Annotated in this window: 18 protein-coding genes; 9 read left to right on the top strand and 9 right to left on the bottom strand. The window is 51.5% G+C overall.

Features of this window, described 5'->3' with window-relative positions:
• Positions 1–20: 20 nt before the first annotated feature.
• Positions 21–644 carry a glutathione S-transferase family protein gene (locus EO763_RS13275; RefSeq protein ID WP_161529224.1) on the bottom strand — a complete coding sequence of 208 codons (624 nt, stop codon included), beginning with the start codon at positions 642–644 and terminating at the stop codon, positions 21–23.
• Positions 641–2,038, bottom strand: coding sequence for an MFS transporter (locus EO763_RS13270; RefSeq protein ID WP_161529223.1), 1,398 nt, complete (start codon positions 2,036–2,038; stop codon positions 641–643). The genes EO763_RS13275 and EO763_RS13270 overlap by 4 nt, the downstream gene beginning before the upstream one ends.
• Positions 2,039–2,167: 129 nt before the next feature.
• Here EO763_RS13270 and EO763_RS13265 point away from each other — a divergent pair, with 129 nt between their 5' ends.
• Positions 2,168–3,058 carry a LysR substrate-binding domain-containing protein gene (locus EO763_RS13265; RefSeq protein ID WP_208851953.1) on the top strand — a complete coding sequence of 297 codons (891 nt, stop codon included), beginning with the start codon at positions 2,168–2,170 and terminating at the stop codon, positions 3,056–3,058.
• Positions 3,059–3,280: 222 nt separating this feature from the next.
• Here the strand turns inward: EO763_RS13265 and mepS are convergent, their stop codons facing one another.
• The 4 genes from mepS to yeiP all read right to left on the bottom strand — a co-directional run bounded on the left by mepS (position 3,281) and on the right by yeiP (position 6,586).
• The gene (gene mepS / locus EO763_RS13260) at positions 3,281–3,862 is read right to left on the bottom strand and encodes a bifunctional murein DD-endopeptidase/murein LD-carboxypeptidase (RefSeq protein ID WP_039357661.1); all 582 of its coding nucleotides are present in this window, start codon (positions 3,860–3,862) and stop codon (positions 3,281–3,283) included.
• Positions 3,863–4,184: 322 nt separating this feature from the next.
• Entirely contained in the window at positions 4,185–4,886 is a 702-nt protein-coding gene (locus tag EO763_RS13255) for a phosphatase PAP2 family protein (protein WP_039532795.1), read from the bottom strand.
• Positions 4,887–4,924: 38 nt separating this feature from the next.
• Positions 4,925–5,926, bottom strand: coding sequence for a CobW family GTP-binding protein (locus EO763_RS13250; protein ID WP_161529222.1), 1,002 nt, complete (start codon positions 5,924–5,926; stop codon positions 4,925–4,927).
• Between the two features lie 87 nt (positions 5,927–6,013).
• Positions 6,014–6,586 carry an elongation factor P-like protein YeiP gene (yeiP, locus tag EO763_RS13245; protein ID WP_010277377.1) on the bottom strand — a complete coding sequence of 191 codons (573 nt, stop codon included), beginning with the start codon at positions 6,584–6,586 and terminating at the stop codon, positions 6,014–6,016.
• Positions 6,587–6,747: 161 nt separating this feature from the next.
• On the opposite strand from yeiP, the gene EO763_RS13240 reads away from it, so the two are divergent.
• On the top strand, positions 6,748–7,002 hold the full coding sequence (locus EO763_RS13240) for a hypothetical protein (protein WP_010294776.1): 255 nt from the start codon (positions 6,748–6,750) through the stop codon (positions 7,000–7,002).
• Positions 7,003–7,012: 10 nt separating this feature from the next.
• Here EO763_RS13240 and setB read toward each other — a convergent pair whose 3' ends face one another.
• The gene (gene setB / locus EO763_RS13235) at positions 7,013–8,191 is read right to left on the bottom strand and encodes a sugar efflux transporter SetB (RefSeq protein ID WP_161529221.1); all 1,179 of its coding nucleotides are present in this window, start codon (positions 8,189–8,191) and stop codon (positions 7,013–7,015) included.
• Between the two features lie 333 nt (positions 8,192–8,524).
• On the opposite strand from setB, the gene fruB reads away from it, so the two are divergent.
• From fruB to fruA, 3 genes are read left to right on the top strand one after another with little or no spacing between them, the layout of a single operon-like run.
• Complete coding sequence (gene fruB, locus EO763_RS13230; protein WP_161529220.1) at positions 8,525–9,658, top strand: fused PTS fructose transporter subunit IIA/HPr protein; 1,134 nt, start codon at positions 8,525–8,527, stop codon at positions 9,656–9,658.
• Positions 9,655–10,593 carry a 1-phosphofructokinase gene (fruK, locus tag EO763_RS13225; protein WP_005967280.1) on the top strand — a complete coding sequence of 313 codons (939 nt, stop codon included), beginning with the start codon at positions 9,655–9,657 and terminating at the stop codon, positions 10,591–10,593. Before fruB ends, fruK begins: the two co-directional genes overlap by 4 nt.
• 17 nt (positions 10,594–10,610) lie before the next feature.
• Entirely contained in the window at positions 10,611–12,302 is a 1,692-nt protein-coding gene (fruA, locus tag EO763_RS13220) for a PTS fructose transporter subunit IIBC (protein ID WP_044204721.1), read from the top strand.
• A 114-nt stretch (positions 12,303–12,416) separates the two neighbouring features.
• Here the strand turns inward: fruA and nfo are convergent, their stop codons facing one another.
• Together nfo and EO763_RS13210 are read right to left on the bottom strand one after the other, a co-directional pair.
• The gene (gene nfo / locus EO763_RS13215; RefSeq protein WP_161529219.1) at positions 12,417–13,262 is read right to left on the bottom strand and encodes a deoxyribonuclease IV; all 846 of its coding nucleotides are present in this window, start codon (positions 13,260–13,262) and stop codon (positions 12,417–12,419) included.
• Positions 13,263–13,330: 68 nt separating this feature from the next.
• Positions 13,331–14,404 (bottom strand): YeiH family protein, encoded by a 1,074-nt coding sequence (locus EO763_RS13210; protein WP_161529218.1) that lies wholly within the window; start codon positions 14,402–14,404, stop codon positions 13,331–13,333.
• A gap of 120 nt (positions 14,405–14,524) precedes the next feature.
• On the opposite strand from EO763_RS13210, the gene yieE reads away from it, so the two are divergent.
• The 4 genes from yieE (at position 14,525) to EO763_RS13190 (ending at position 20,914) form a co-directional block, all read left to right on the top strand.
• Positions 14,525–15,397: a DNA-binding transcriptional regulator YeiE gene (gene yieE, locus EO763_RS13205; RefSeq protein WP_039489967.1), complete on the top strand. Its 873-nt coding sequence runs from the start codon at positions 14,525–14,527 to the stop codon at positions 15,395–15,397.
• 135 nt (positions 15,398–15,532) lie between these two features.
• On the top strand, positions 15,533–17,008 hold the full coding sequence (locus EO763_RS13200) for an amino acid permease (protein WP_161529217.1): 1,476 nt from the start codon (positions 15,533–15,535) through the stop codon (positions 17,006–17,008).
• A 336-nt stretch (positions 17,009–17,344) separates the two neighbouring features.
• Positions 17,345–19,453: a TonB-dependent receptor domain-containing protein gene (locus tag EO763_RS13195; protein ID WP_161529216.1), complete on the top strand. Its 2,109-nt coding sequence runs from the start codon at positions 17,345–17,347 to the stop codon at positions 19,451–19,453.
• A 471-nt stretch (positions 19,454–19,924) separates the two neighbouring features.
• On the top strand, positions 19,925–20,914 hold the full coding sequence (locus tag EO763_RS13190; RefSeq protein WP_039489961.1) for a 2-hydroxyacid dehydrogenase: 990 nt from the start codon (positions 19,925–19,927) through the stop codon (positions 20,912–20,914).
• The last annotated feature ends 400 nt before the right edge of the window (positions 20,915–21,314 follow it).

Below are 21,314 nucleotides of genomic sequence, written 5' to 3'. Positions count from 1 at the left end.
ATCCTTGCGTAGTCTCTGATTCATGCGCCCGTTGCGGGGGCGGGGAGCGTGATGCCCTTGCGCACGGCGGGTCTTGCCGCCACACGCTCATGCCAGTCAGTCAGGTGCCGATATGCACTGAAGTCAAAATCGATGACTCGCGCAATGTGCGTCCAACCGAAGTGGGCGATATCTGCGATGGAATAGTCATCGCCAGCCAGATAAGGGTGTTCGACCAGTCGGGCATCTAATGTGGCAAACGCGTCATGGGTCAGGTGACGATAGCGTGCGATGTTGGCGGGCTGCCTATCTTGGGCGAACAGCTCAAAATGCACCCTCTGACCCAGGATCGGCCCAACGCTTGCCGCGTGAAATACCAGCCATTGGATGGCCTCCCAGCGTTTCTTGGGCTCTGCCGGAAGTAGCTGCCCGGTTTTTTCGGCCAGATACAGCAGGATGGCTGCGGACTCGAACAAGGTAATGCCTGTTTCGTCGTCTTTGATCACAGGAATACGCCCGTGCGGATTGAGACGCAGGAACTCGGATTTCCGGTGTTCCCCATTGTCGATGTGGATGTGGTGCAAGGTGTACGGTAAGCCTAGTTCTTCCAGAGCAATGGTGATCTTGAAGCCGTTGGGCGAACTGTCGGTGTAAAGCTGAATCATCGTGCAACCTCCACAACGGCCGTCTTACTCGGCAGGACAAGCGCCGCGCAGGCTAAACCGACCACTACCAAGCTAGCAGACACTAAGACGGCATAGCTGAAGCCTTGCGCAGCGCTGCCCCCATTAGCGAGCACCGCGATGCTGACGGCGACGCCAACTGCCAAGCCGATGGCGGAACCGACCTCTTGTGTTGTCGTGAGCATGCCGCCAGCTACACCGTGATCGACGGCATCAATCCCTTCGATACCGGCCACCGTCCAAGCGGGGAATGCGATGCCGTAACCGATGCCTGCCAACAGGGTGCCGGGCAGGATGGATGTGCTCCATGAGGCATCAGACGTCAGTGATGCGCCCAGCAAAGCTAGCCCGCCGATGAACAACGTCAGGCCGCCCAGAATGACGGGTTTGGTGTCCATCTTGGCGATCAGTGCTGGGCCACCCCAGGCACTGGCCAGCGTGAAGGCCGTTGCCATCGGGAGCAGCCCCAGCCCTGTCTGCGTGGCGGTGAAGCCTAGGATTTCCTGCATGTAGAGCGCAATGACCACGAAGGTCGGGCCTAGAGCGGTATTCGCCAGCAATGACACCAGATTGGCCCCTCCCGTCATACGCCGCCAGAAGATAGAGAGAGGCATCAACGGAGCTTCAACCTTACTTTCCACCCAGATGAACAGCGCCAGCAATCCCAAAGCCAGACCGATTAGCCCGAATGTGATAGGAGAAGACAGACCGACATGCTCGCTATTGGCAAAGGCATAGACCAATGTTGCGGCACCTGCGGCGACCAACAGCGCACCCCCAATGTCCAATTGTCGGGCAACTGTCTTGGTCTCGGGCTTACCATGCGGTAAGGCACCAGCCAAGGCGATGACCAACAGGCCGACAGGGACGTTGATCCACAACACCCAGCGCCAGCCCATCAGGTCGGTAATGATGCCGCCCAGAATCAGACCCGCGACAAACCCACTGGCCGCTACAGCTGTCCAGGCCCCAAGCGCACGGTTACGCTGCTTCTGTTCGGGAAACACGGCCAGAAGTAATGAAAATGCAGAGGGTGAAAACAATGCAGCGCCAAATCCCTGTAAGGCGCGGGTGGCGATCAGCATCATAGGGCTCTGTGAGAAACCGCCAAGCAAAGAACCGACAGTAAAGATTGCCAGCCCAATCAGGAACATGCGCCGACGGCCAAACATATCGGCGGCACGCCCACCCAGCAGTAGGAACCCTGCAATGGCTACACCATAGGCATTAATGACCCACTGCAAGGCGCCCGGCGTGAAGCCTAGGCTGTCCTGAATCTGCGGCAAGGGAATCATGGTGATGGAGAAGTCGAGTAAGGCGACGAACTGCGTCGTGCAAAGCAGAATCAGGCAAAGTCGCCAGCGTGGATTGTTCATATAAGCCCCCAAGTTAATATACTTTATCTAAACCTATCTATTGCTTCTAAACAGGCGGTATGATGGGCGCTAATCTCCGTTATCGGAAACGATCATTTCTTCTCTTGAAATTTAGGAAAACTAAATCTGATGACAATATCGCTCCCACTGTTGGCGTTGCGCACCTTTGTTGAGGTTGGGCAGCGAGGTAGCATCAAGGCTGCGGCTGAAGCACTGAACGTAACGTCTGGCGCAGTTAGCCAACAGATTCGGGTGCTGGAAGAGCGGGTAGGGGTGGTGCTTTTCACACGAGAGCGGCAGGGGCTGCGGCTCACTGAGGCGGGGGCTGATGTTCATCCCTCGCTGCTTCAGGCTTTTGAGCAAATCGAAAAGGCAGTGCAGACTTTAGATCAGATTAAGGCCCGCCAGACCCTGACAGTCAGCACGGTTGCCACTTTTGCAGCATCATGGCTAGTGCCGCGTTTGGGCCGATTCAACCATCGCTATCCGCACATCGAGGTACGGGTCGAGGCGACCTCGGCTGTGGTAGACATGCGGCGAGATCGTGTCGATGTCGCACTGCGACATGGGTTGGGTGTCTACCCTGGTCTGGATGTTACCCGGCTGATGGCACCTGTACTGGTGCCGGTGGCTTGTCCTGGATTGGTTACTACGGATGCTACACTCAAAGAACCTGAAGATTGCCTGGCTTACCCGTTGTTACACGATAGCGATCGTGCAGACTGGCCGCTTTGGCTTGCTGCGCATGGGGTTGCAGAAGACCCTCGCGCCGAGCGAGGAACAGCGTTTGAGGATGACTTCCTGTTGATCCGTGCGGCGGAAGCTGGCCAGGGACTCGCGTTAGTGCCGTTAGAGTATGCGGAAGATGAAATTGCTGCGGGGCGCTTGGTGCAGGTGCTCGACAAGCCGTGGCCCGCGCGGTTCGCCTATTATGTGGTGACGAAACCGGGCGCCATGCAGCGGCAAGAGGTCAAGGCGTTTGTGGACTGGATCTTGGAAGAAGCACAGGGCATTGCATGACGCAATCCGTCCGACAGTGTGGTCAGGTATCACCCTAAGATTTTGATAGTCCTGCTGGGGCAAGTCCAGATAGAGTCGAGCGAATTTCGGAACTGGGTCATCATGGTGAAATAAAAAACGCCGCTTATGGTGATAAGCGGCGTTGATGTTGTCTGGTTTCGTTGGCTAACAGCAAGGTTCTTTTACTAATAAAACAATATCACAGCAAGGGAGCGATATTGTTTAGCTGGTTTTTCCTTTACTCAGGACACGGCGTCCTTCCTGATAACGCTTATTCCAGTAGTCTTCGGTCATTTTAGAAATGATGACACCACTGCTGGTTGACGCGTGGACGAACTGATCGTTGCCGAGATAAATGCCAACGTGGCGCCCGGTTGAACCTGCACGGAACAGAACAAGATCCCCAACGCGCAATTTGCTGCGCTGAATTTGCTGGCCCATCTCTTGCTGTTCATAGGTTGAACGCGGTAAATCCATACCAAACTGTTCGCGGAAGGTGCGCTGAACGAAAGCTGAGCAGTCAATGCCACGGCGACTATCACCGCCTAAACGGTAACGAACACCTTTCCAACTGGCATATTGGTTAAGTAATTTAGACTTGATGTCCACGTTACGAACCAGTGCTTCAAATTCATCCTGAGAGGCTTGCAGTAAAAGACCATCTTTATCATTAACTGCATGCATATCAGTTTGAGCTTTATTGTTGTATGCACTATTACTTCCACAGGCGGAGAGCATCATTGCTACCGCGACGGCAGGCACTGCCCGCCAGATATATCTCAGAATCGGTTGAGACTTGACCATTGTTGTTATGTTCCCTTGCTGTCCTTAACGATAAATATCGCTATGTAGTATCCCCATTTCATTGGGGTATAAATGCCAAACGAAAACGAGACTCAGACTAAATCAGAGTTTCTTCTTAGCCAAACACTCATCGGCGAAAGTGTGCCGGAATGCACATTATTTCTCTTGCCGCCGCTAGTTCAGTGTGCGCTAAAAAGCAAACTTGAACGAGACTACCGTAACAGCAGCAGGATTGCGAGCAGTTTTAACTATTTTATTTATAAGATTTAATGATGTGTTCAGCTAAAAAATGTCGATGTAAAAAATCTGAAATCATGTGAATTTATACTGTCGATTTTTTAGGTAATAGTCGGTTTAACAGGGCAATAGCGGCATCGCTTGCTGGTGTTAATAGCCACCAGCTTAGCCCGACTAGAACAACGGAGAGCGAACCGACGGCAATATCGGTAAACCAATGTGCACCAATCATGATGCGAGGCAATGAGAAAATCACCATGATGGCCAGACCGATAGCGAAAGCGGTACGGGTAAAATAGCGCAGCATAAAAGCAGCAAAGATCATCAGCATCATGCCATGGTCGCCGGGGAAGCTGTCAGATGAAGCATCTTTGGTCGGAATACCGGTTAAATCTGAAACGCGGTTGACATCACTAAAATAGAGGGTCGGGCTGGCGTGTTGCACCGGTAATAAATGTCCTGCCTGATTCAGCACGACGGCAGTTAACAGCATGACAAAACCGAGGATCAACAAACGGCGACGTTCTGTGGGCGTAGCTTTTAGATAAAACGACAGGTACAGCAACCCCATCGCAACGAGCGCACAGCCGTCAAACGCGCGGTTATTCGTAATAGCAACCAGATGTAAAAACGTCGGGCTATCAACCAAGAGGCGGTTGAAATAGAAAAAGATATGGCTGTCGAGCGTGAGCCAAAAACCATGATTTTCCGGTAGATACCAGGATAAAAATAGGCCGATGCCCAATACATTGAGCATTAAAATAGAAGAAAAACGAGCAAATGACATAAGGCAAAACATCCAAACAAAGATGAAAAAACTCCAGTTTAGTCCACGTTAGTTAAACGAGCCTTTAACAATGAGGCTTGTAACGTATTCCATTCTGCTGGTGTTTCATTAATGACTTCGATACGGCTATCAATCGGTGCTGCCGATCGGGTTTCTATATGAAGATCGTGTCCCTGACGGTTCACGACGAGCGTCCCTTCTTTTATACGCATTACCCCTTTAACCCGACTCACGGGAGAAAGGCGGACCCAGTCCAGCAGCGCGGCGGTATCAAAAGCGGTTTCAGGTGCGAATATCCAGCCGCAGGCGTGGTAACCCTGTCCCTGATTGAGAGAGCGGCGCCAGGGTTGCCCACCCAGTAATTGCAGCGCGGCCAAGCCATTTTTGGGCTGATGCGCGTGGTGATGTGCACCATCTGGAAGTTCGCGTATACGTTCTTGCGATGAATGGGGGCGCAGTTGGTCGAGCTGCTGCCGGTCAACGTTTCCCTGACTAGCCTCGATAATTTGCCGACCATTGCCGCTTGCCTGCTGCCACTGTTGTAAGGCCGCGAGATCGTCGGCGGTATAAGTATCGCGCTTGTTGGCGATAATAATGTCAGCGGCGGCAAGCTGATCGCGGAAGTTCTCATTTTCCGTGTAACGGGTCTCTCTTAGCTGACGTGCATCCAGCAGACACAGCGTAGCCTGTAATGTCAGCCAGGGCTGATAGATATCACTCGTTAGCAAGGAGAGAATTTGTTTCGGATGGCCGAGCCCCGTGGGTTCGATGAGCAACCGATGAGGCTTTTTCTGTTGCAGCAGCATATTCAGGCCAACCTGCATCGGCAAGCCGTTCACGCAGCACATGCAGCCGCCGGGAATTTCTTTCAGGACGGCACCGCTGTCCGCCAGTAACGCACCGTCAATGCCCACTTCGCCGAATTCATTGACCAGCACCGCCCAAACTTCGTCCTCAGGCTTTTGCGATAGAAGATGACGAATCGTGGTGGTTTTTCCACTACCGAGAAATCCCGTAATCAAATTGACTTTCGTTAGCATGGCAGGCTCCTAATGCGGGGGAGGGTTGACGTGTGCCGGATTGGTCATCCGGCGACAAGTATTGTGCGGAAAGCACAATGTAGACTGTTAGTCTGCGCGACCCATGTAGCGACGTTCTGGAATATGAATGCGGATCTTTTCACCTGCGCTCAGATATTCTGGAACAGGAATAACCAGACCGGTGCTCATGGTCGCAGGTTTGTTGCGTGAACTGGCGGAGGCACCTTTAATGCCCGGTGCCGTCTCAACAATTTCCAGATCGACCGTTTGTGGCAGTTCCAGCGCGATGATTTGGCCGTCCCAGCTCAATACCTGAATTCCCGGCATCCCGCCTTCAGGGATAAACAGCAGCTCTTCTTCTATTTGATCTTTTTTGAAGAGGTAAGGAGTGTAGTCCTCATCATCCATAAAGACGTATTCGTCGCCGTCAATATAGGAGAAAGTAACCGTGCGGCGCGTCAGCGTGATGGTATCGATAATGTCGTCGCCTTTAAAACGCTCTTCCACTTTCAAACCCGTGCGGACATCAGAAAAACGCATTTTGTACAGCGTGCTGGCTCCGCGGGCGCTAGGGCTCTGGACGTCAATGTCCTTTACCAGCAATAACTTGTCGTTATAGTTAACGACCATTCCGCGTTTAATCTCGTTCGCTCTTGCCATAAAAAGTACCTGCTATAAGGAGTGTGATTTTTGTGGCGACACGTTACTCGCGCCGAAGAATTCAGGCAAGCATAAGATACGTGGTCTTATATTGGTTTTTGGTAGAAGGGCTGTTATGGTGGCGCGCTCTACTTCTTGTCAGCCCACCGGAGAGCTTGCTGATGGACTGTCGCCCCCATTGCGGTGCCTGCTGTATCGCGGCATCGATTTCAACGCCGATGCCGGGTCTGCCGCACGGCAAGCCTGCAAACACGCCCTGTATTCATCTTGATGACGCGATGCGTTGCGGGCTGTTCCATTCTCCATTGCGGCCTGCGGTTTGCGCGGGGCTAAAACCGCGCGCGGATATGTGTTTCAGCCATCGTGATGAGGCGATGATTTACCTGCTGAAACTGGAAGCCGACACCGCCCCTTAATGTGCAGCGATCAGGCGTCTTTGATGCGCCACATACAATAGATGGAACCGGTGATCATCAGCAGCGCGAAGAAGAAGACGGCGTGATAGTTCCAGATTTCAGCAACAATCCCAGCCAGTGAGCCAGAGATGATCCAGCCAACGCGTGTCGTATTGGTAAACAGCGTGGTTGCCGCACCTGCCTGTCCGGGCATCAAGTCCTGAAAGTAAAGCATGCCGATTCCGGCCAGAATGCCAATAAAGATCGCGTTCAGTACCTGTAACGCCAGCAGCGCCATTTCGCCATCAAGAACCAGCAAGCCGCCGAAGAATGGCAAACCCGAGGCAACGGCAAGCCGCATCAGGAAGCGTTTACCGAAGCGTTTGGCAACGTAGCCAGCAATCAGCATCACCGGGATTTCCAACCCTGCGGCTACACCCATCATGATGCCCGCTAGTTTTTCTGGCAGATGCAGCTCATGTACTAGATATAGTGGCATGTTAATAAGGTAAATGCCGTTGCAGGTCCACATCAAGGTACACGCCACGAACAACAAGAGCGTGTCACGGCGGTTACGGCGCGGTGATTCCAGCGTAGAGGTGGTCTTTTCCACGGCTTTGGGCATGGAAGGCAGAAAGAGCTTGACCAGAATGCCGCACAAGATAAAGACGACAGCGGCGGTCAGGTACATCGTCGTGAAGCCGAATCCCAGTGCCAGCGCAAAGGCGATAGGCGGGCCGACAACCCAGGCGAGAGAAATTTGCGCGCGGAGAATGGAGCTGAACATCGCCGCTTCACGACCGGTTTTATCCGCGTGCTCTCGCGCCAGTGCAAAAAGCTGCGGGTTAGCGGTCGAGCCAAAGCTGCTCAGTAACACGCCAATAAAGAGCAGAATAAAGTAGTTACGGTTCCATGCAAACAGCATGCAGGCGAGTGCGCCTAACAGACAGCAGACGAAGATCAGTGATTTGCGATCGCCCTGACGATCCGAACGCGTAGCCAGCATTTGGCTGACGACAATGCCGATAACCGCGCTGCCGGTATAAAACATCCCGACTAAGAAAGGACGAGCCTGTACTTCGCTGGAAAGAAAGAGGCTGAGCGTAGGAAGTTGCAGGGCACCGGCCGTTCCGGTCAGGAAGGCTATAACTAAAAATGCTGACGATGTCAGGTCGAGCGGACGTCGCGTTGTGTTTGCAGGAGTGAACATAAATTGATAGCGCTTGGAAAATAGGCAGAGGCTGTCGAGCGCGACATAGTACTCGGGTTTATAATGAAACAGAAATCTTGTTTCATTATTTTTCGTCAGCACGGCTTCAGCCATTGGGTGATTTTTGTTGGCGGGCAGCGCGTCATCCACGTTAAAATGTGCGTGATGTCAAAATTCTGTTACGTCAGCAGCGCAGAAAGCTTGCATAAATGGCGTAATAGAATAAGACTTTTGAAACGTTTCAGCGGATTTTTTTTGAAACGCCCTAACAATCGACACATTTTTTTCTCATAAAAGCTGAAACGATTCAACTTTCAGCAAGAGAGGAGTGCCATGTTCCAGTTGTCACAGCAAGATATTCATTTGGGCGCAGCGGCCAGTACTAAGCAGGAAGCTATCCAGCTTGTTGCTTCAGCACTGACCGAGGCCGGGTGCGTTAACGCAGGGTATGTCGACGGCATGCTACAGCGCGAACAGCAAACATCCACCTATTTGGGAAGCGGCATTGCTATCCCTCACGGCACAACCGATACCCGCGATCTGGTATTGAAGACCGGGGTTCAAGTATTTCAGTTTCCTCAGGGTATTTCCTGGGGTGAAGATCAAACCGCCTACGTGGTGTTGGGGATTGCAGCCCGTTCTGATGAGCACCTTGCGTTGCTGCGTCAACTGACCCACGTCCTGAGCGACGATCGCGTAGCGGCACGTCTGGCAAGTACAACGTCAGCAGAAGAACTGCGTAGCCTGCTGATGGGCGAGCAGCAACTGGCGGAGTTCCGCTTTGATACCTCACTGATCGCGCTGGATGTGGCAACCGATAATCTGTTGACGCTTCAAGCGCTAAATGCGGGTCGTCTTCAGCAGGTTGGTGCAGCAGACGCCAGCTTCGTCAGCACCGCAGTCAGCAATAAGCCGCTGAATTTGGGACAAGGCGTGTGGTTCAGCGATAGCGCTGTCGGTAACCTCAGCAGCGCGGCTGCGGTGGCACGTCCGGCTACGCCTTTCAGCGTTGACGGCGAAAACGTCGCCTTACTGGTGACGGTAGCTGCGGCTGACGATCAGGCTTTTGCGCCGATTGATTACCTGAGCAACCTGCTGATTGCGCAAAAAGCGGAACGTCTGCTGACGGCTGACGCGCCGACGCTGCTGGCCCTTTTGACCAGCGACGTACCGGAAGAGAGCGAAGTGCTGACGGCAGAATTTAGCATTCGCAACGAACACGGCCTGCACGCGCGTCCGGGCACCATGCTGGTGAACGTGATCAAGCAGTTCAGCAGTGAGATTACCGTCACCAATCTGGACGGCACAGGCAAACCGGCAAATGGCCGCAGCCTGATGAAAGTCGTCGCGCTGGGCGTGAAGAAAGGTCACAAATTACGTTTCACCGCGAGCGGTAGCGATGCAGAACAAGCACTGGCCGCGATTGGCGAAGCGATTACGTCCGGTTTGGGCGAGGGGGCAGCATGAGCAGGAGAGTAGCCACAATCACCCTGAATCCAGCTTATGACCTGGTTGGCTATTGCCCAGAAGTTGAGAAAGGCGAAGTCAATCTGGTTCAGACAGCGGGTCTGCACGCCGCAGGCAAAGGTATCAACGTTGCCAAGGTGCTGAAAGATCTCGGGATTGATGTCACGGTAGGTGGCTTTCTGGGTAAAGACAATCAGGATGGTTTTCAGCAATTGTTCAGCGAGCTGGGCATTGCCAACCGTTTCCAGGTTGTGCCAGGACGTACGCGTATTAATGTCAAATTAACCGAAAAAGATGGCGACGTAACTGACTTCAACTTTTCCGGTTTTGAAGTGACACAGCAGGATTGGCAGCGTTTCGTCAATGACTCGCTGAGCTGGCTGGGGCAGTTCGACATGGTCGCGGTGAGCGGCAGTCTGCCTGCTGGCGTCGATCCTGATGCGTTTACCGACTGGATGTCGCGTCTGCGCACGCAGTGTCCTTGCATTATTTTCGACAGCAGCCGTGAAGCGCTGGTGGCGGGACTGAAAGCCTCTCCTTGGTTGGTGAAACCAAACCGCCGGGAGCTGGAGATATGGGCTGGGCGTAAATTACCTACGCTGGCTGATGTGGTGGATGCCGCCCACGCGCTGCGTGAGCAGGGTATCGCGCATGTTGTGATCTCACTGGGTGCGGAAGGCGCCCTGTGGGTGAATGCATCGGGCGCGTGGCTAGCAAAACCACCGGCTTGTGATGTGGTAAGTACGGTAGGTGCGGGCGACTCCATGGTTGGGGGGTTGATTTATGGCTTATTAATGCGTGAGTCCAGTGAGCACACTCTGCGTTTGGCTACGGCGGTTTCAGCGCTGGCCGTCAGCCAAAGTAATGTTGGTATTACCGATCGTCCTCAGTTGGCCGCAATGATGGCGCGTGTCGACCTCAAACCCTTTAACTGATACAGCAGGAGATAAAAATGAAAACGCTGCTGATTTTGGATAAATCACTGGGCCTGGCGAGAAGCCAACTGGTGAAGAACCTACTCGGCGCTGCCGCTGCGAAAGCAGGGGTGACGTTTACAGAACAGGCTAACGACGCTGAACTGGCGATCGTTCTGGGTGCATCCGCCGCGGCGGATAGCGCACTGAATGGCAAGCAGGTGTATGTCGGTGATATCGAACGGGCTGTTTCGCAGCCGGACGCCTTCTTGGCGAAAGCGCAGGCTGAAGCCACGGTCTATCAGGCTGCGGCGTCAGCTCCCGTTCAGCAGCCCGCAACTGCCAAACGTATTGTTGCGATAACGGCGTGCCCGACGGGCGTCGCGCACACGTTTATGGCGGCAGAAGCGATTGAAAGCGAAGCGAAAAAACGCGGCTGGTGGGTCAAAGTGGAAACGCGTGGCTCTGTTGGCGCGGGCAATGCGATTACCCCTGAAGAAGTTGAACAGGCCGATCTGGTGATCGTCGCGGCGGACATTGAAGTCGATCTGGCGAAATTTGCTGGTAAGAAGATGTATCGCACCTCGACCGGACTGGCACTGAAGAAGACGGCGCAGGAGTTAGATAAAGCGCAGGCTGAAGCTAAAGTATATCAGCCATCCGGGCAAGCCAGTACGTCAAGCGCTAGCGAGTCTGGCCAAAAAGGCGGAGCAGGCCCGTATCGTCACCTGTTGACCGGCGTGTCTTACATGCTGCCGATGGTGGTGGCGGGCGGTCTGTGTATCGCACTGTCGTTTGTCTTTGGTATTGAAGCCTTTAAACAGGAAGGAACGCTGGCAGCGGCGCTGATGAAGATCGGCGGCGGTTCTGCTTTTGCGTTGATGGTGCCAGTGCTGGCGGGCTACATCGCGTTCTCCATTGCGGATCGTCCGGGCTTAACGCCGGGTCTGGTTGGCGGGATGTTGGCGGTGAGTACGGGAGCGGGCTTCCTCGGTGGGATCATTGCCGGTTTCCTGGCGGGTTATATTGCCAGAGCGATCAACAATAAACTGATTCTGCCGCAAAGTTTGACTGCGCTAAAACCAATCCTGATTATTCCGCTGTTCGCTACGTTGATCACCGGTCTTATCATGATTTACGTCGTTGGTACGCCAGTGGCGAAAATCCTGACTGGCCTGACAGGCTGGCTGCAATCCATGGGCACGGCGAATGCGGTGATTCTGGGTGCGATCCTGGGGGCAATGATGTGTACGGATATGGGCGGGCCGGTTAACAAGGTGGCTTACGTCTTCGGTACGACCTTGCTCAGTAGCCAGATTTACGCGCCGATGGCCGCGGTTATGGCTGCCGGTATGGTGCCACCGCTGGCAATGGGCCTGGCGACGGTGCTGGCAAGCAAGAAATTCAACCCGACCGAGCGTGAAGGGGGTAAAGCGGCGTTTGTACTGGGCCTGTGCTTTATTTCCGAAGGGGCGATTCCTTACGCGGCGCGTGATCCAATGCGCGTTCTGCCTTGCTGCATCGTCGGTGGCGCACTGACTGGTGCATTGTCGATGGCGGTGGGCGCTAAGCTGATGGCACCACACGGTGGTCTGTTCGTGCTGTTGATTCCTGGCGCGATTACCCCAGTTATTGGCTACCTGTTAGCGATCATTGCGGGAACCGCAGTGGCTGGCGTGCTGTACGCGCTGCTGAAACGCTCTGATGAACAACTGGCGAAAGTCGCGTAAGCCTGATTATCATCGTGAATAAAAAGTAATGCCATAACACAAGGATGTGGATGAGAGAGCGCCAGTTGGGTAAATCAACTGGCGCTTTTTACTATTATGGAGTCAAGAAGCTAGTTAGCGCTGCGCTTCGGATTTGAGCCAGGCGATTTCGTCGGCCCAGATATCGGGATTGATCGTTTCCAGAATCATCGGGATACCATCAAAGCGGGCATCTTTCATGATATAGCTGAAAGCGGTTTTGCCGATATTGCCTTCCCCTAGGCTATGGTGTCGGTCAACGCGACTGGCGAACGCGCTTTTGGCATCATTCAAATGCATTCCGCGCAGATAGCGAAAACCAACAATGCGATCGAATTCAGAGAAGGTGGCTTCGCAATCGGCTTCTGTCCGCAGGTCGTAGCCACCGGCGAAGGCGTGGCAGGTATCGATACAGACGCCGACGCGGCTTTTATCTTCTACGCCGTCGATGATGGCTGCCAGATGCTCAAAGCGGAAACCCAAATTACTGCCTTGTCCGGCGGTATTCTCAATCACGGCGGTGACGCCATCCGTTTCCGCCAGCGCGATGTTGATAGACTCGGCGATACGTGCCAGACAGTCAGCTTCCTCGATTTGCTTTAGATGGCTGCCGGGGTGAAAATTCAGCAGGCTTAGCCCAAGCTGCTGGCAGCGCGACATTTCATCAATAAACGCGATGCGTGATTTCTCCAGTGCCTCGGCGTCTGGGTGACCCAGATTAATCAGATAGCTATCGTGCGGCAGAATCTGTGCGGACGTATAGGCGTACTGCTCACAGGCGGCTTTAAAACGGTCGATAACCTCTGTGCTGAGCGGCGAGGCCTGCCATTGGCGCTGATTCTTGGTAAATAAAGCGAAAGCCGTCGCCTTTATCTCATGTGCGCGAATCACGGCCTGATCGACCCCGCCAGATGCGCTAACGTGCGCCCCGATGTATTTCATGTTGGTCTCCTCTGGTAACGGAGACATTATGCAGGTTAATGAGACGTTAACAGGTAAATAATTTATCGTTAGCCGAATAAATGTTCGAAAAACAAGTTAATGCCTGCACCGCCAACGACCAGCCAGAGAAACAGAACGAGTGCCAGCAGCAGCGGCTTTGCACCTGCCTGCTGGATGGCGCTGAAGCGGGTCGTGAGCCCTAGCGCAACCATTGCCATGGTCAACAGCACATTATCGAGTTGTACCAGCTGTGTGACGAGTGCAGGAGAAAGTAGCTGGAAAGAATTGAAGGCGGCTACGGCAATAAACCCTAGCGCAAACCACGGAAACATCAGTGGAATAGCATCTTCCTCGTCATTTTTTTGCGTCGTTTTTTTCAGATAAAACCCAAGAATGAGAAGGAAAGGGGCCAGCATCATCACGCGCAGCATCTTGCTGATGACGGCGATGTTCTCTGTTGCACCATCAATGGCATGTCCTGCGGCAACAACCTGAGCGACTTCGTGTATTGTTGAGCCAAAGTACAGGCCGACGATCTGGGGTGTGACGTCAATCCAGTGATGATCGAGATTGAGCTGATAAAGCCACGGGTACAAAAACATCGCCGTCGTACCGAAAATCACCACGGTAGAAACGGAGACTGCAATCGCATTGCTGGATGCTTTGACCACGGGGGCTGTTGCCATGATCGCCGCCGCACCGCAGATGCTGCTGCCAGCACCGATGAGCATCACGGTTTCATTGTCGAGTTTCAGCCAGCGCTTGCCTATCCAGCAGGCGAATAGAAACGTCAACGTGACGACGGTAAGATCGACCACGACACCGGTAAAGCCAACGGCAGCAACTTGCTGAAAGCTGAGGCGAAAACCATAAAGGATGATACCCCAGCGTAGTAAGTGCTGTTTTGCCCACTGTACGCCCGGATCGCACAGAGGATGAAGACGCGGATAAACGCTATTTCCCAGCACGATCCCAATCAGGATCGCTAATGTCAGTGAACCGGGTCCCCAATGAGCGATTTTCGGAATATTTGCCAGCCAGAGGAGCGAAAAAGTTATTAAACTGACTAACAGCAGACCGGGCAATCGCGCTTTTGCTCCATCGAGTGGGGTTATCGTAGGTAATGTCGCAGGAAGAGCCATGGATGTAGTGCCTATTCTGACTGTACCGAAAATTGAGAAGCCAGCTTATAATCCACGAGATTAAAAGAGAAATTGATTATATATTTATAACCTATAAGTATTTTAGATAAAGAGCGCACTATGCATATCACGTTACGTCAACTGGAAGTCTTTGCCGAAGTCCTGAAAAGTGGTTCAACGACACAGGCCTCCGTTGTGCTTGCCCTGTCTCAATCAGCCGTCAGCGCTGCTCTGGCGGATTTAGAAGGGCAGTTGGGTGTTCAACTTTTTGATCGCGTCGGCAAGCGTCTGGTGGTTAATGAACATGGCCGCCTGCTATATCCCAAGGCACTGGCACTGCTTGAACAATCGATGGAAATTGAGCAACTGTTCCGGCGTGATAACGGAGCGCTGCGTGTGTATGCCAGCAGCACCATCGGCAACTATTTATTGCCTGCGATGATTGCCCGCTATCGTCATGACTACCCTGACATTCCGCTAGAGTTGCATGTTGGCAATACGAAAGATGTGATTACCCGCGTGTCTGAATTCAGTGTCGATTTGGGCTTGATCGAAGGGCCTTGCCATCACCCTGATTTGATTACGCAGCCCTGGCTGGAAGATGAGCTGGTGGTGTTTTGTTCTCCTGAACATCCGCTCAGCCGGGGTTCTGTATCATTAACGGCGCTGGCGGATGCGCACTGGATCCTGCGTGAACGTGGATCAGGCACGCGTGAAGTGCTGGATCATCTGCTGCTGACGCACCTGTCGCATTTCCATCTGGTGATGGAATTAGGTAATTCAGAGGCGATTAAACATGCGGTTCGCCACGGGATTGGCATTAGTTGCCTGTCACGGCATGTCATTGCCGAGCAGTTGGCGTCAGGTTCGCTGGTGGAGTTGAAGGTGCCGCTGCCTAAACTCACACGGACGCTGTATCTGGTTCATCACCGACAGAAACATCTTTCAAATGTGCTACAGCGTTTCTTGAGTTATTGCTGCGAAACGGCATAGCGAAAATATTTTCTGCTGCTAATGATCGAGCGCGAGTTATTAACCTCTCTTATAACTCGACGATCTTAACTATTCAGCACAACGCTATTTGCTACAATCCCGCCTCGATTTTTAGCACGAGCACGCAGGATAACAATGGCTCAGCACGATATTCAACAACCTACACAGGGCGCACCGACCCTGCGCCGTGAACTGAAAGCACGGCATTTAACGATGATCGCCATTGGCGGATCGATTGGCACTGGGTTATTTGTCGCTTCGGGTGCAACGGTTTCACAAGCAGGCCCTGGCGGCGCACTTCTGTCTTATGCGCTGATTGGGCTGATGGTTTACTTCCTGATGACCAGTCTGGGTGAATTGGCGGCGTTCATGCCGGTTTCTGGTTCGTTCTCCAGCTACGGTTCCCGCTATGTAGAAGAAGGGTTCGGTTTCGCGCTGGGCTGGAACTACTGGTACAACTGGGCGGTGACCATCGCGGTTGATCTGGTGGCGGCGCAACTGGTGATGGGATATTGGTTCCCCGACGTCTCCGGTTGGATCTGGAGTGCGCTGTTTCTGGCGCTGATGTTCCTGCTTAACTACATTTCCGTGAAAGGATTTGGCGAAGCAGAATACTGGTTCTCACTGATTAAAGTGGTCACAGTCGTCGTTTTCATTGCTGTTGGCGTGATGATGATTACGGGCATCATGAGCGGTGCGGAAAATGCTGGATTCCACAACTGGGAAATTGGCGATGCGCCCTTTGCTGGTGGTTTCTCTGCCATGATCGGTGTGGCGATGATCGTCGGCTTCTCTTTTCAGGGAACGGAACTGATCGGTATAGCTGCTGGGGAATCTCAGGAGCCGAGTAAAAACATTCCGCGTGCCATCCGTCAGGTTTTCTGGCGTATTCTGCTGTTCTACATCTTCGCGATTCTGATTATCAGTTTAATCATTCCGTATACCGATCCGAACCTGCTGCGTAATGATGTAAAAGACATTACGGTGAGCCCGTTCACGTTGGTGTTTGAGAACGCGGGCCTGCTGTCTGCGGCGGCGGTGATGAATGCGGTCATTCTGACGGCGGTGCTGTCGGCGGGTAACTCCGGGATGTACGCCTCTACACGTATGCTGTTTACGTTAGCATCGGAAGGGAAAGCGCCGCGCATTTTCGCCAGGCTGTCAAAAGGCGGCGTGCCGCGTAATGCGCTGTACGCCACCACCGTGGTGGCGGCGCTGTGTTTCCTGTCTTCTTTATATGGCAACCAAACGGTTTACCTGTGGCTGCTGAATACCTCCGGTATGACAGGCTTTATTGCCTGGCTGGGGATCGCGATCAGCCATTACCGGTTCCGTCGCGGCTATGTTATGCAAGGTCATGACCTGAATCGTCTGCCTTATCAATCGAGCTTCTTCCCGCTGGGGCCGATCTTTGCGTTTGTGCTCTGTCTGATCATTACGCTGGGTCAGAACTATCAGGCGTTTCTGGAAGATAAGATCGACTGGTATGGCGTGACGGCAACGTACATCGGTATCCCGCTGTTCCTGCTGATTTGGTTCGGCTATAAGCTGTATCGTGGAACGCGTTTCGTTAAGTATCAGGATATGACGTACCCCGATCATAAAGACTAAATCGTAAGAACGCGGTTAACGGGCGACTCCCAGACGGGCGTCGCCTTTTTTATTTTTTCCGTTTCAGCGTTGCTCTCCATGTTTTTCCTCATCTTGATGTGTTTATTTAAATCAAATTTATTCACCTTGATTTTTCGGGTTATTTCTCATTAACTCTATTTAATAATTATTTTTTAAATTTAACTTATTGTTTTATATGAATAAATAATAAAAACGCCTTCCTTTTATTGCGTATGCAAATGATTTTAGTTTTCATTTACAAATTTTCTTTGCTCATTACAATGTGTCAGACAAAAAAATTCAATGTGAATGATTCGTTTTTGAGGACACAGACGCATGGCAATAAGTATAAGAAAATCGGTGGTATTGGCGCTTGCTACAACTGTATCTACACCCGTTATAGCCGCACAGGACGATACGCTGGTTGTAACGGCTTCTGGCTATGAACAAAAAATCACTGAGGCAGCGGCGAGTATTTCCGTTGTCAGTCAGGATGAACTGACGAAGCGTAAATATAACGATCTTGGCGAAGCGCTCAGCGACGTGGAAGGCGTAGATGTGCGTAGTTCAACGGGAAAAACGGGCGGACTGGACATCAGCATTCGTGGTATGCCAAGTGACTACACGCTGATTCTGGTTGATGGTATTCGCCAGAATGGTTCATCGGATGTCACCCCGAATGGGTTTGGTACGATGAACACGGGTTTCATTCCACCGTTGGCGGCAATAGAACGTATTGAAGTTATTCGTGGGCCGATGTCAACGCTATATGGCTCTGATGCGATGGGCGGTGTGGTTAATATCATCACCAAAAAAGCGTCGAAAGAGTGGGTTGGGAATATCACGCTGGATCATACCTTCCAGGAAGACAGAGACTATGGCGATGCTTCCAAGTTTTCGATTTATTCCAGCGGTGCGCTGATAGAAGACAAACTGGGGCTTTCCCTGCGCGGCAACATCTTCCGTCGCGATGCATCAGAAGTGAAATCTTCAGAGGGGGTTTTACTGAATCAGCGTGGCGCTAACCCTGTAAAATCAGATAATTACTTGCTAGGCGGTAAGTTAACCTGGATCCTAAATGATAAGAATTCTCTATGGTTGGATGGGGAAGTTGCCAACCAGCAATATGATAATAAGGAAAACCAGTTAGGAACGATTGGTGCTACAGGCGGCTATGAAGACTCATTACATTATCAACGTCGTAAGTTAACGCTGGGGAGTGATAATCAACTGAGTTTTGGCTCATGGAACTCTAGCTTGTCTTATAGCGAGACGAATAACAAAGGCCGCCTCATTACAACCGATTCTGTTCCTGTGGGTTCACCAGCGGCAGGTCAAAAACGTCGTCTGGAAAATACCAACATTATTCTTGACTCGAAGCTGGTTGCTCCAGTAGGTGAAAGCCACTTGTTTACTATTGGTGGTCAGTACTGGAATGCAACGATGAAAGATGGTGTCGTTTTGGCTAACGATGGGAATAAGTTTAAGCAAGATTCATGGGCGCTGTTTAGTGAAGATGAATGGCGCTTGCTGGATTCATTGGCTTTAACCTATGGTGCACGCTATGAGTACCATGAAACCTTCGGTGGTCATGTCAGCCCACGTGCTTATGTCGTTTGGAATGCATTGGATGACCTGACGATAAAAGGTGGTGTCAGTACGGGTTATAAAACCCCGTCACTGGCGCAACTCCATAACGGCGTTAGCGGGGTAACGAATCAGGGAACGGAGACTGTCATTGGGAACCCGAACCTGAAACCAGAAGAGAGTACAAATACTGAACTGGGCGTTTACTATGAGAACTATACTGGGTTCGCTGCGAATGCAACGCTGTTCAATAATCATTCCCGCAATAAAATTGACAGCTATGATGTGGCGACTAATCCTGCGATTAGAAGTTACCGAAACATCGGCAAAGCAGTGACTCAAGGGGTTGAGTTGGGCTCCACAATTCCACTGTGGTCAGAGGATTGGACGCTGAATGTAAACTATACCTTTACGGATAGTGAGCAAAAAGGTGGCTTAAACCCAGGAGCGCCTCTTACCAACACGCCGAAGCACATGGCTAACGCACGGCTTAACTGGAATGTTAATGATAAACTCTCAACGTGGTTGAAAGCAGAATATCGCGACAAAACTGCACGCTATACGCAGAATTATAGTAGCTTGCCTGCTTCTCAGAAGGCTGCATATGATGATAAAGGTGCCTACTTTAAGTCTTTCACGGTGGTTAATTGGGGCGGTTCTTACAAGGTTTCAAAAGATGTGACCTTGAATGGAGCAGTAAACAACCTGTTGGATAAAGATTTCACCAGCGGTATCCGCACTTACGGTTCAGGGAGAGGGGCATTTACTACGGCTGATTATTATTCTTTCAGTCGAGTGACTTCAGGCTCTGTACTACCAGGTCGTAACTACTGGCTATCAGTAAACGTCAACTTCTGATGTAGCACCTTCCCGGAATGGGTCAGCTCATTCCGGGGCATTATGACCCTCGCTTGCTTCCTCTCCCCAACGACATGTCACCACTTCTGCGTTTTTTCTCGCGCATTTATTCTTTCTGATTAACGATGGTGCTTCGCCGTTACCCGTTATTACTATTATCGCTTTTCCGATATCATGAGAACAATGAGCAATTATCAGCAGAGATTTATTGTTTTTGTGATATTTCTGAATATCGACGCTAACAATGTCGATGAATGAAATTCATTATATTAGGTATTGTTAATTGCTTTAATGCTGACTACGCTTCACGTTACGGAGTGATGGATTTCCAATGAGGCAGGAAGTGTAACGTTATTAATACGTTCGTTGTCTTGTGTCATACAGAGAATTTAATTCATTATTTTTGTATGAGAATACCTGTCGTGATTGCCGACTGCGGAGCCCTTGATATCTGCAAGCGGAAATCAGTGTATGAATAGCAACCAGGGCACGATGATGTTAAAAATTACCTTTTTGGATAAAGGCTCACTGCCTGAGACCATTTTCCTGAAAAAGACGAGTTTTAGGCGTCCACAGTGCCGCCATGAATGGATTGAATATAACTATACCTCGCCCGATCACGTTATCGCCCGAGCAAAAGACACCCACGTTATCATCACGAATAAAGCCCTATTAACGCGAGACACCTTGGCCGCGTTGCCTGCGTTGAAGCTGATTGCCGTAACGGCAACGGGAACTGACAATATCGATCTTGTTGCTGCCAAAGAACTGGGCATTACGGTCAAAAATGTACCGGGCTACTCGACGCAAGCCGTATCCGAGCACGTAATTGCCATGATTTTTGCGCTAAAGCACAGCCTGATGGCGTGGTATCGCGATCAACTGAGTGACCGCTGGGCCAGCCAGTCGCAATTTGCGTATTTTGATCATCCGGTTAAGGACATCGCAGGCGCTACGCTGGGCATCATCGGCGCGGGTACGATTGGGCGAGAAGTCGCGCGGTTGGCGCAGGCGCTGGGGATGAAGGTGATTTTTGCCGAGCGCAGAGGTGTCTCACAGTGTCGCGCTGGGTATCTACCGTTTGAAGACGTTCTGCGATTAGCGAATGTGATTTCACTCAACTGCCCGCTGAATGCGAGCACGCAGCATCTGATTAATGCGGAGACGCTCGCTCTGTGTAAGCCCACCGCGTTTATTATTAACACCGCCAGAGGCGGGCTGATTGATGAAAACGCGCTAGCAGCGGCATTGCAGCAGCGCATCATTGCGGGCGCAGCACTAGACTGCCTGACGCAAGAACCGCCAGCAAAAGATAACCCATTAATGGTTGCGGCGAAAACCCTGCCTAATCTTCTGATTACTCCGCATATCTCCTGGACTTCTGCCTCATCGTTGCAGTTGTTGATGGAAAAGACGATTGAAAATATTGATGAGTATGCTCAGCAGAATGGATACAAATAAGCTGTAATTTGATTTCGCCGGGTATGAAGGAATATTGCCCGGCAGAGGTATTATGATATTCATCAATTTTAATTGGTTATCAAAGTTTAACGTTTCATCGGATTGATTCTTTCATGGTCGATTATCTATGCCATTCTCGCTTTATCGACAGGAAATGAAAACAGCGCATGCCAGACCTAAAGTGAAAACATTATTATTTGTGATTATTCCGAATATCCTCTTAGTTGTGTGAGGAAATATTTATTTTTTAATAATAACGAAGGTAAACAATAGAGTGAATGCAGTGATATTTTTCGGCGGCAAAACGCCGCGTAATGAAGAAGGTATTGGTGAGTTGTATTATGAATCCGCCCCGAATTCGGATGAAGGGGGCGGAAGCGAGAAGGTACTAAAAGCGAGA

Source organism: Pectobacterium odoriferum (genome assembly GCF_009931295.1).
GTDB lineage: Bacteria > Pseudomonadota > Gammaproteobacteria > Enterobacterales > Enterobacteriaceae > Pectobacterium > Pectobacterium odoriferum.
Note: the sequence above shows the minus strand (reverse complement) of the source record. Positions and strands in the feature narration are given on the sequence as shown.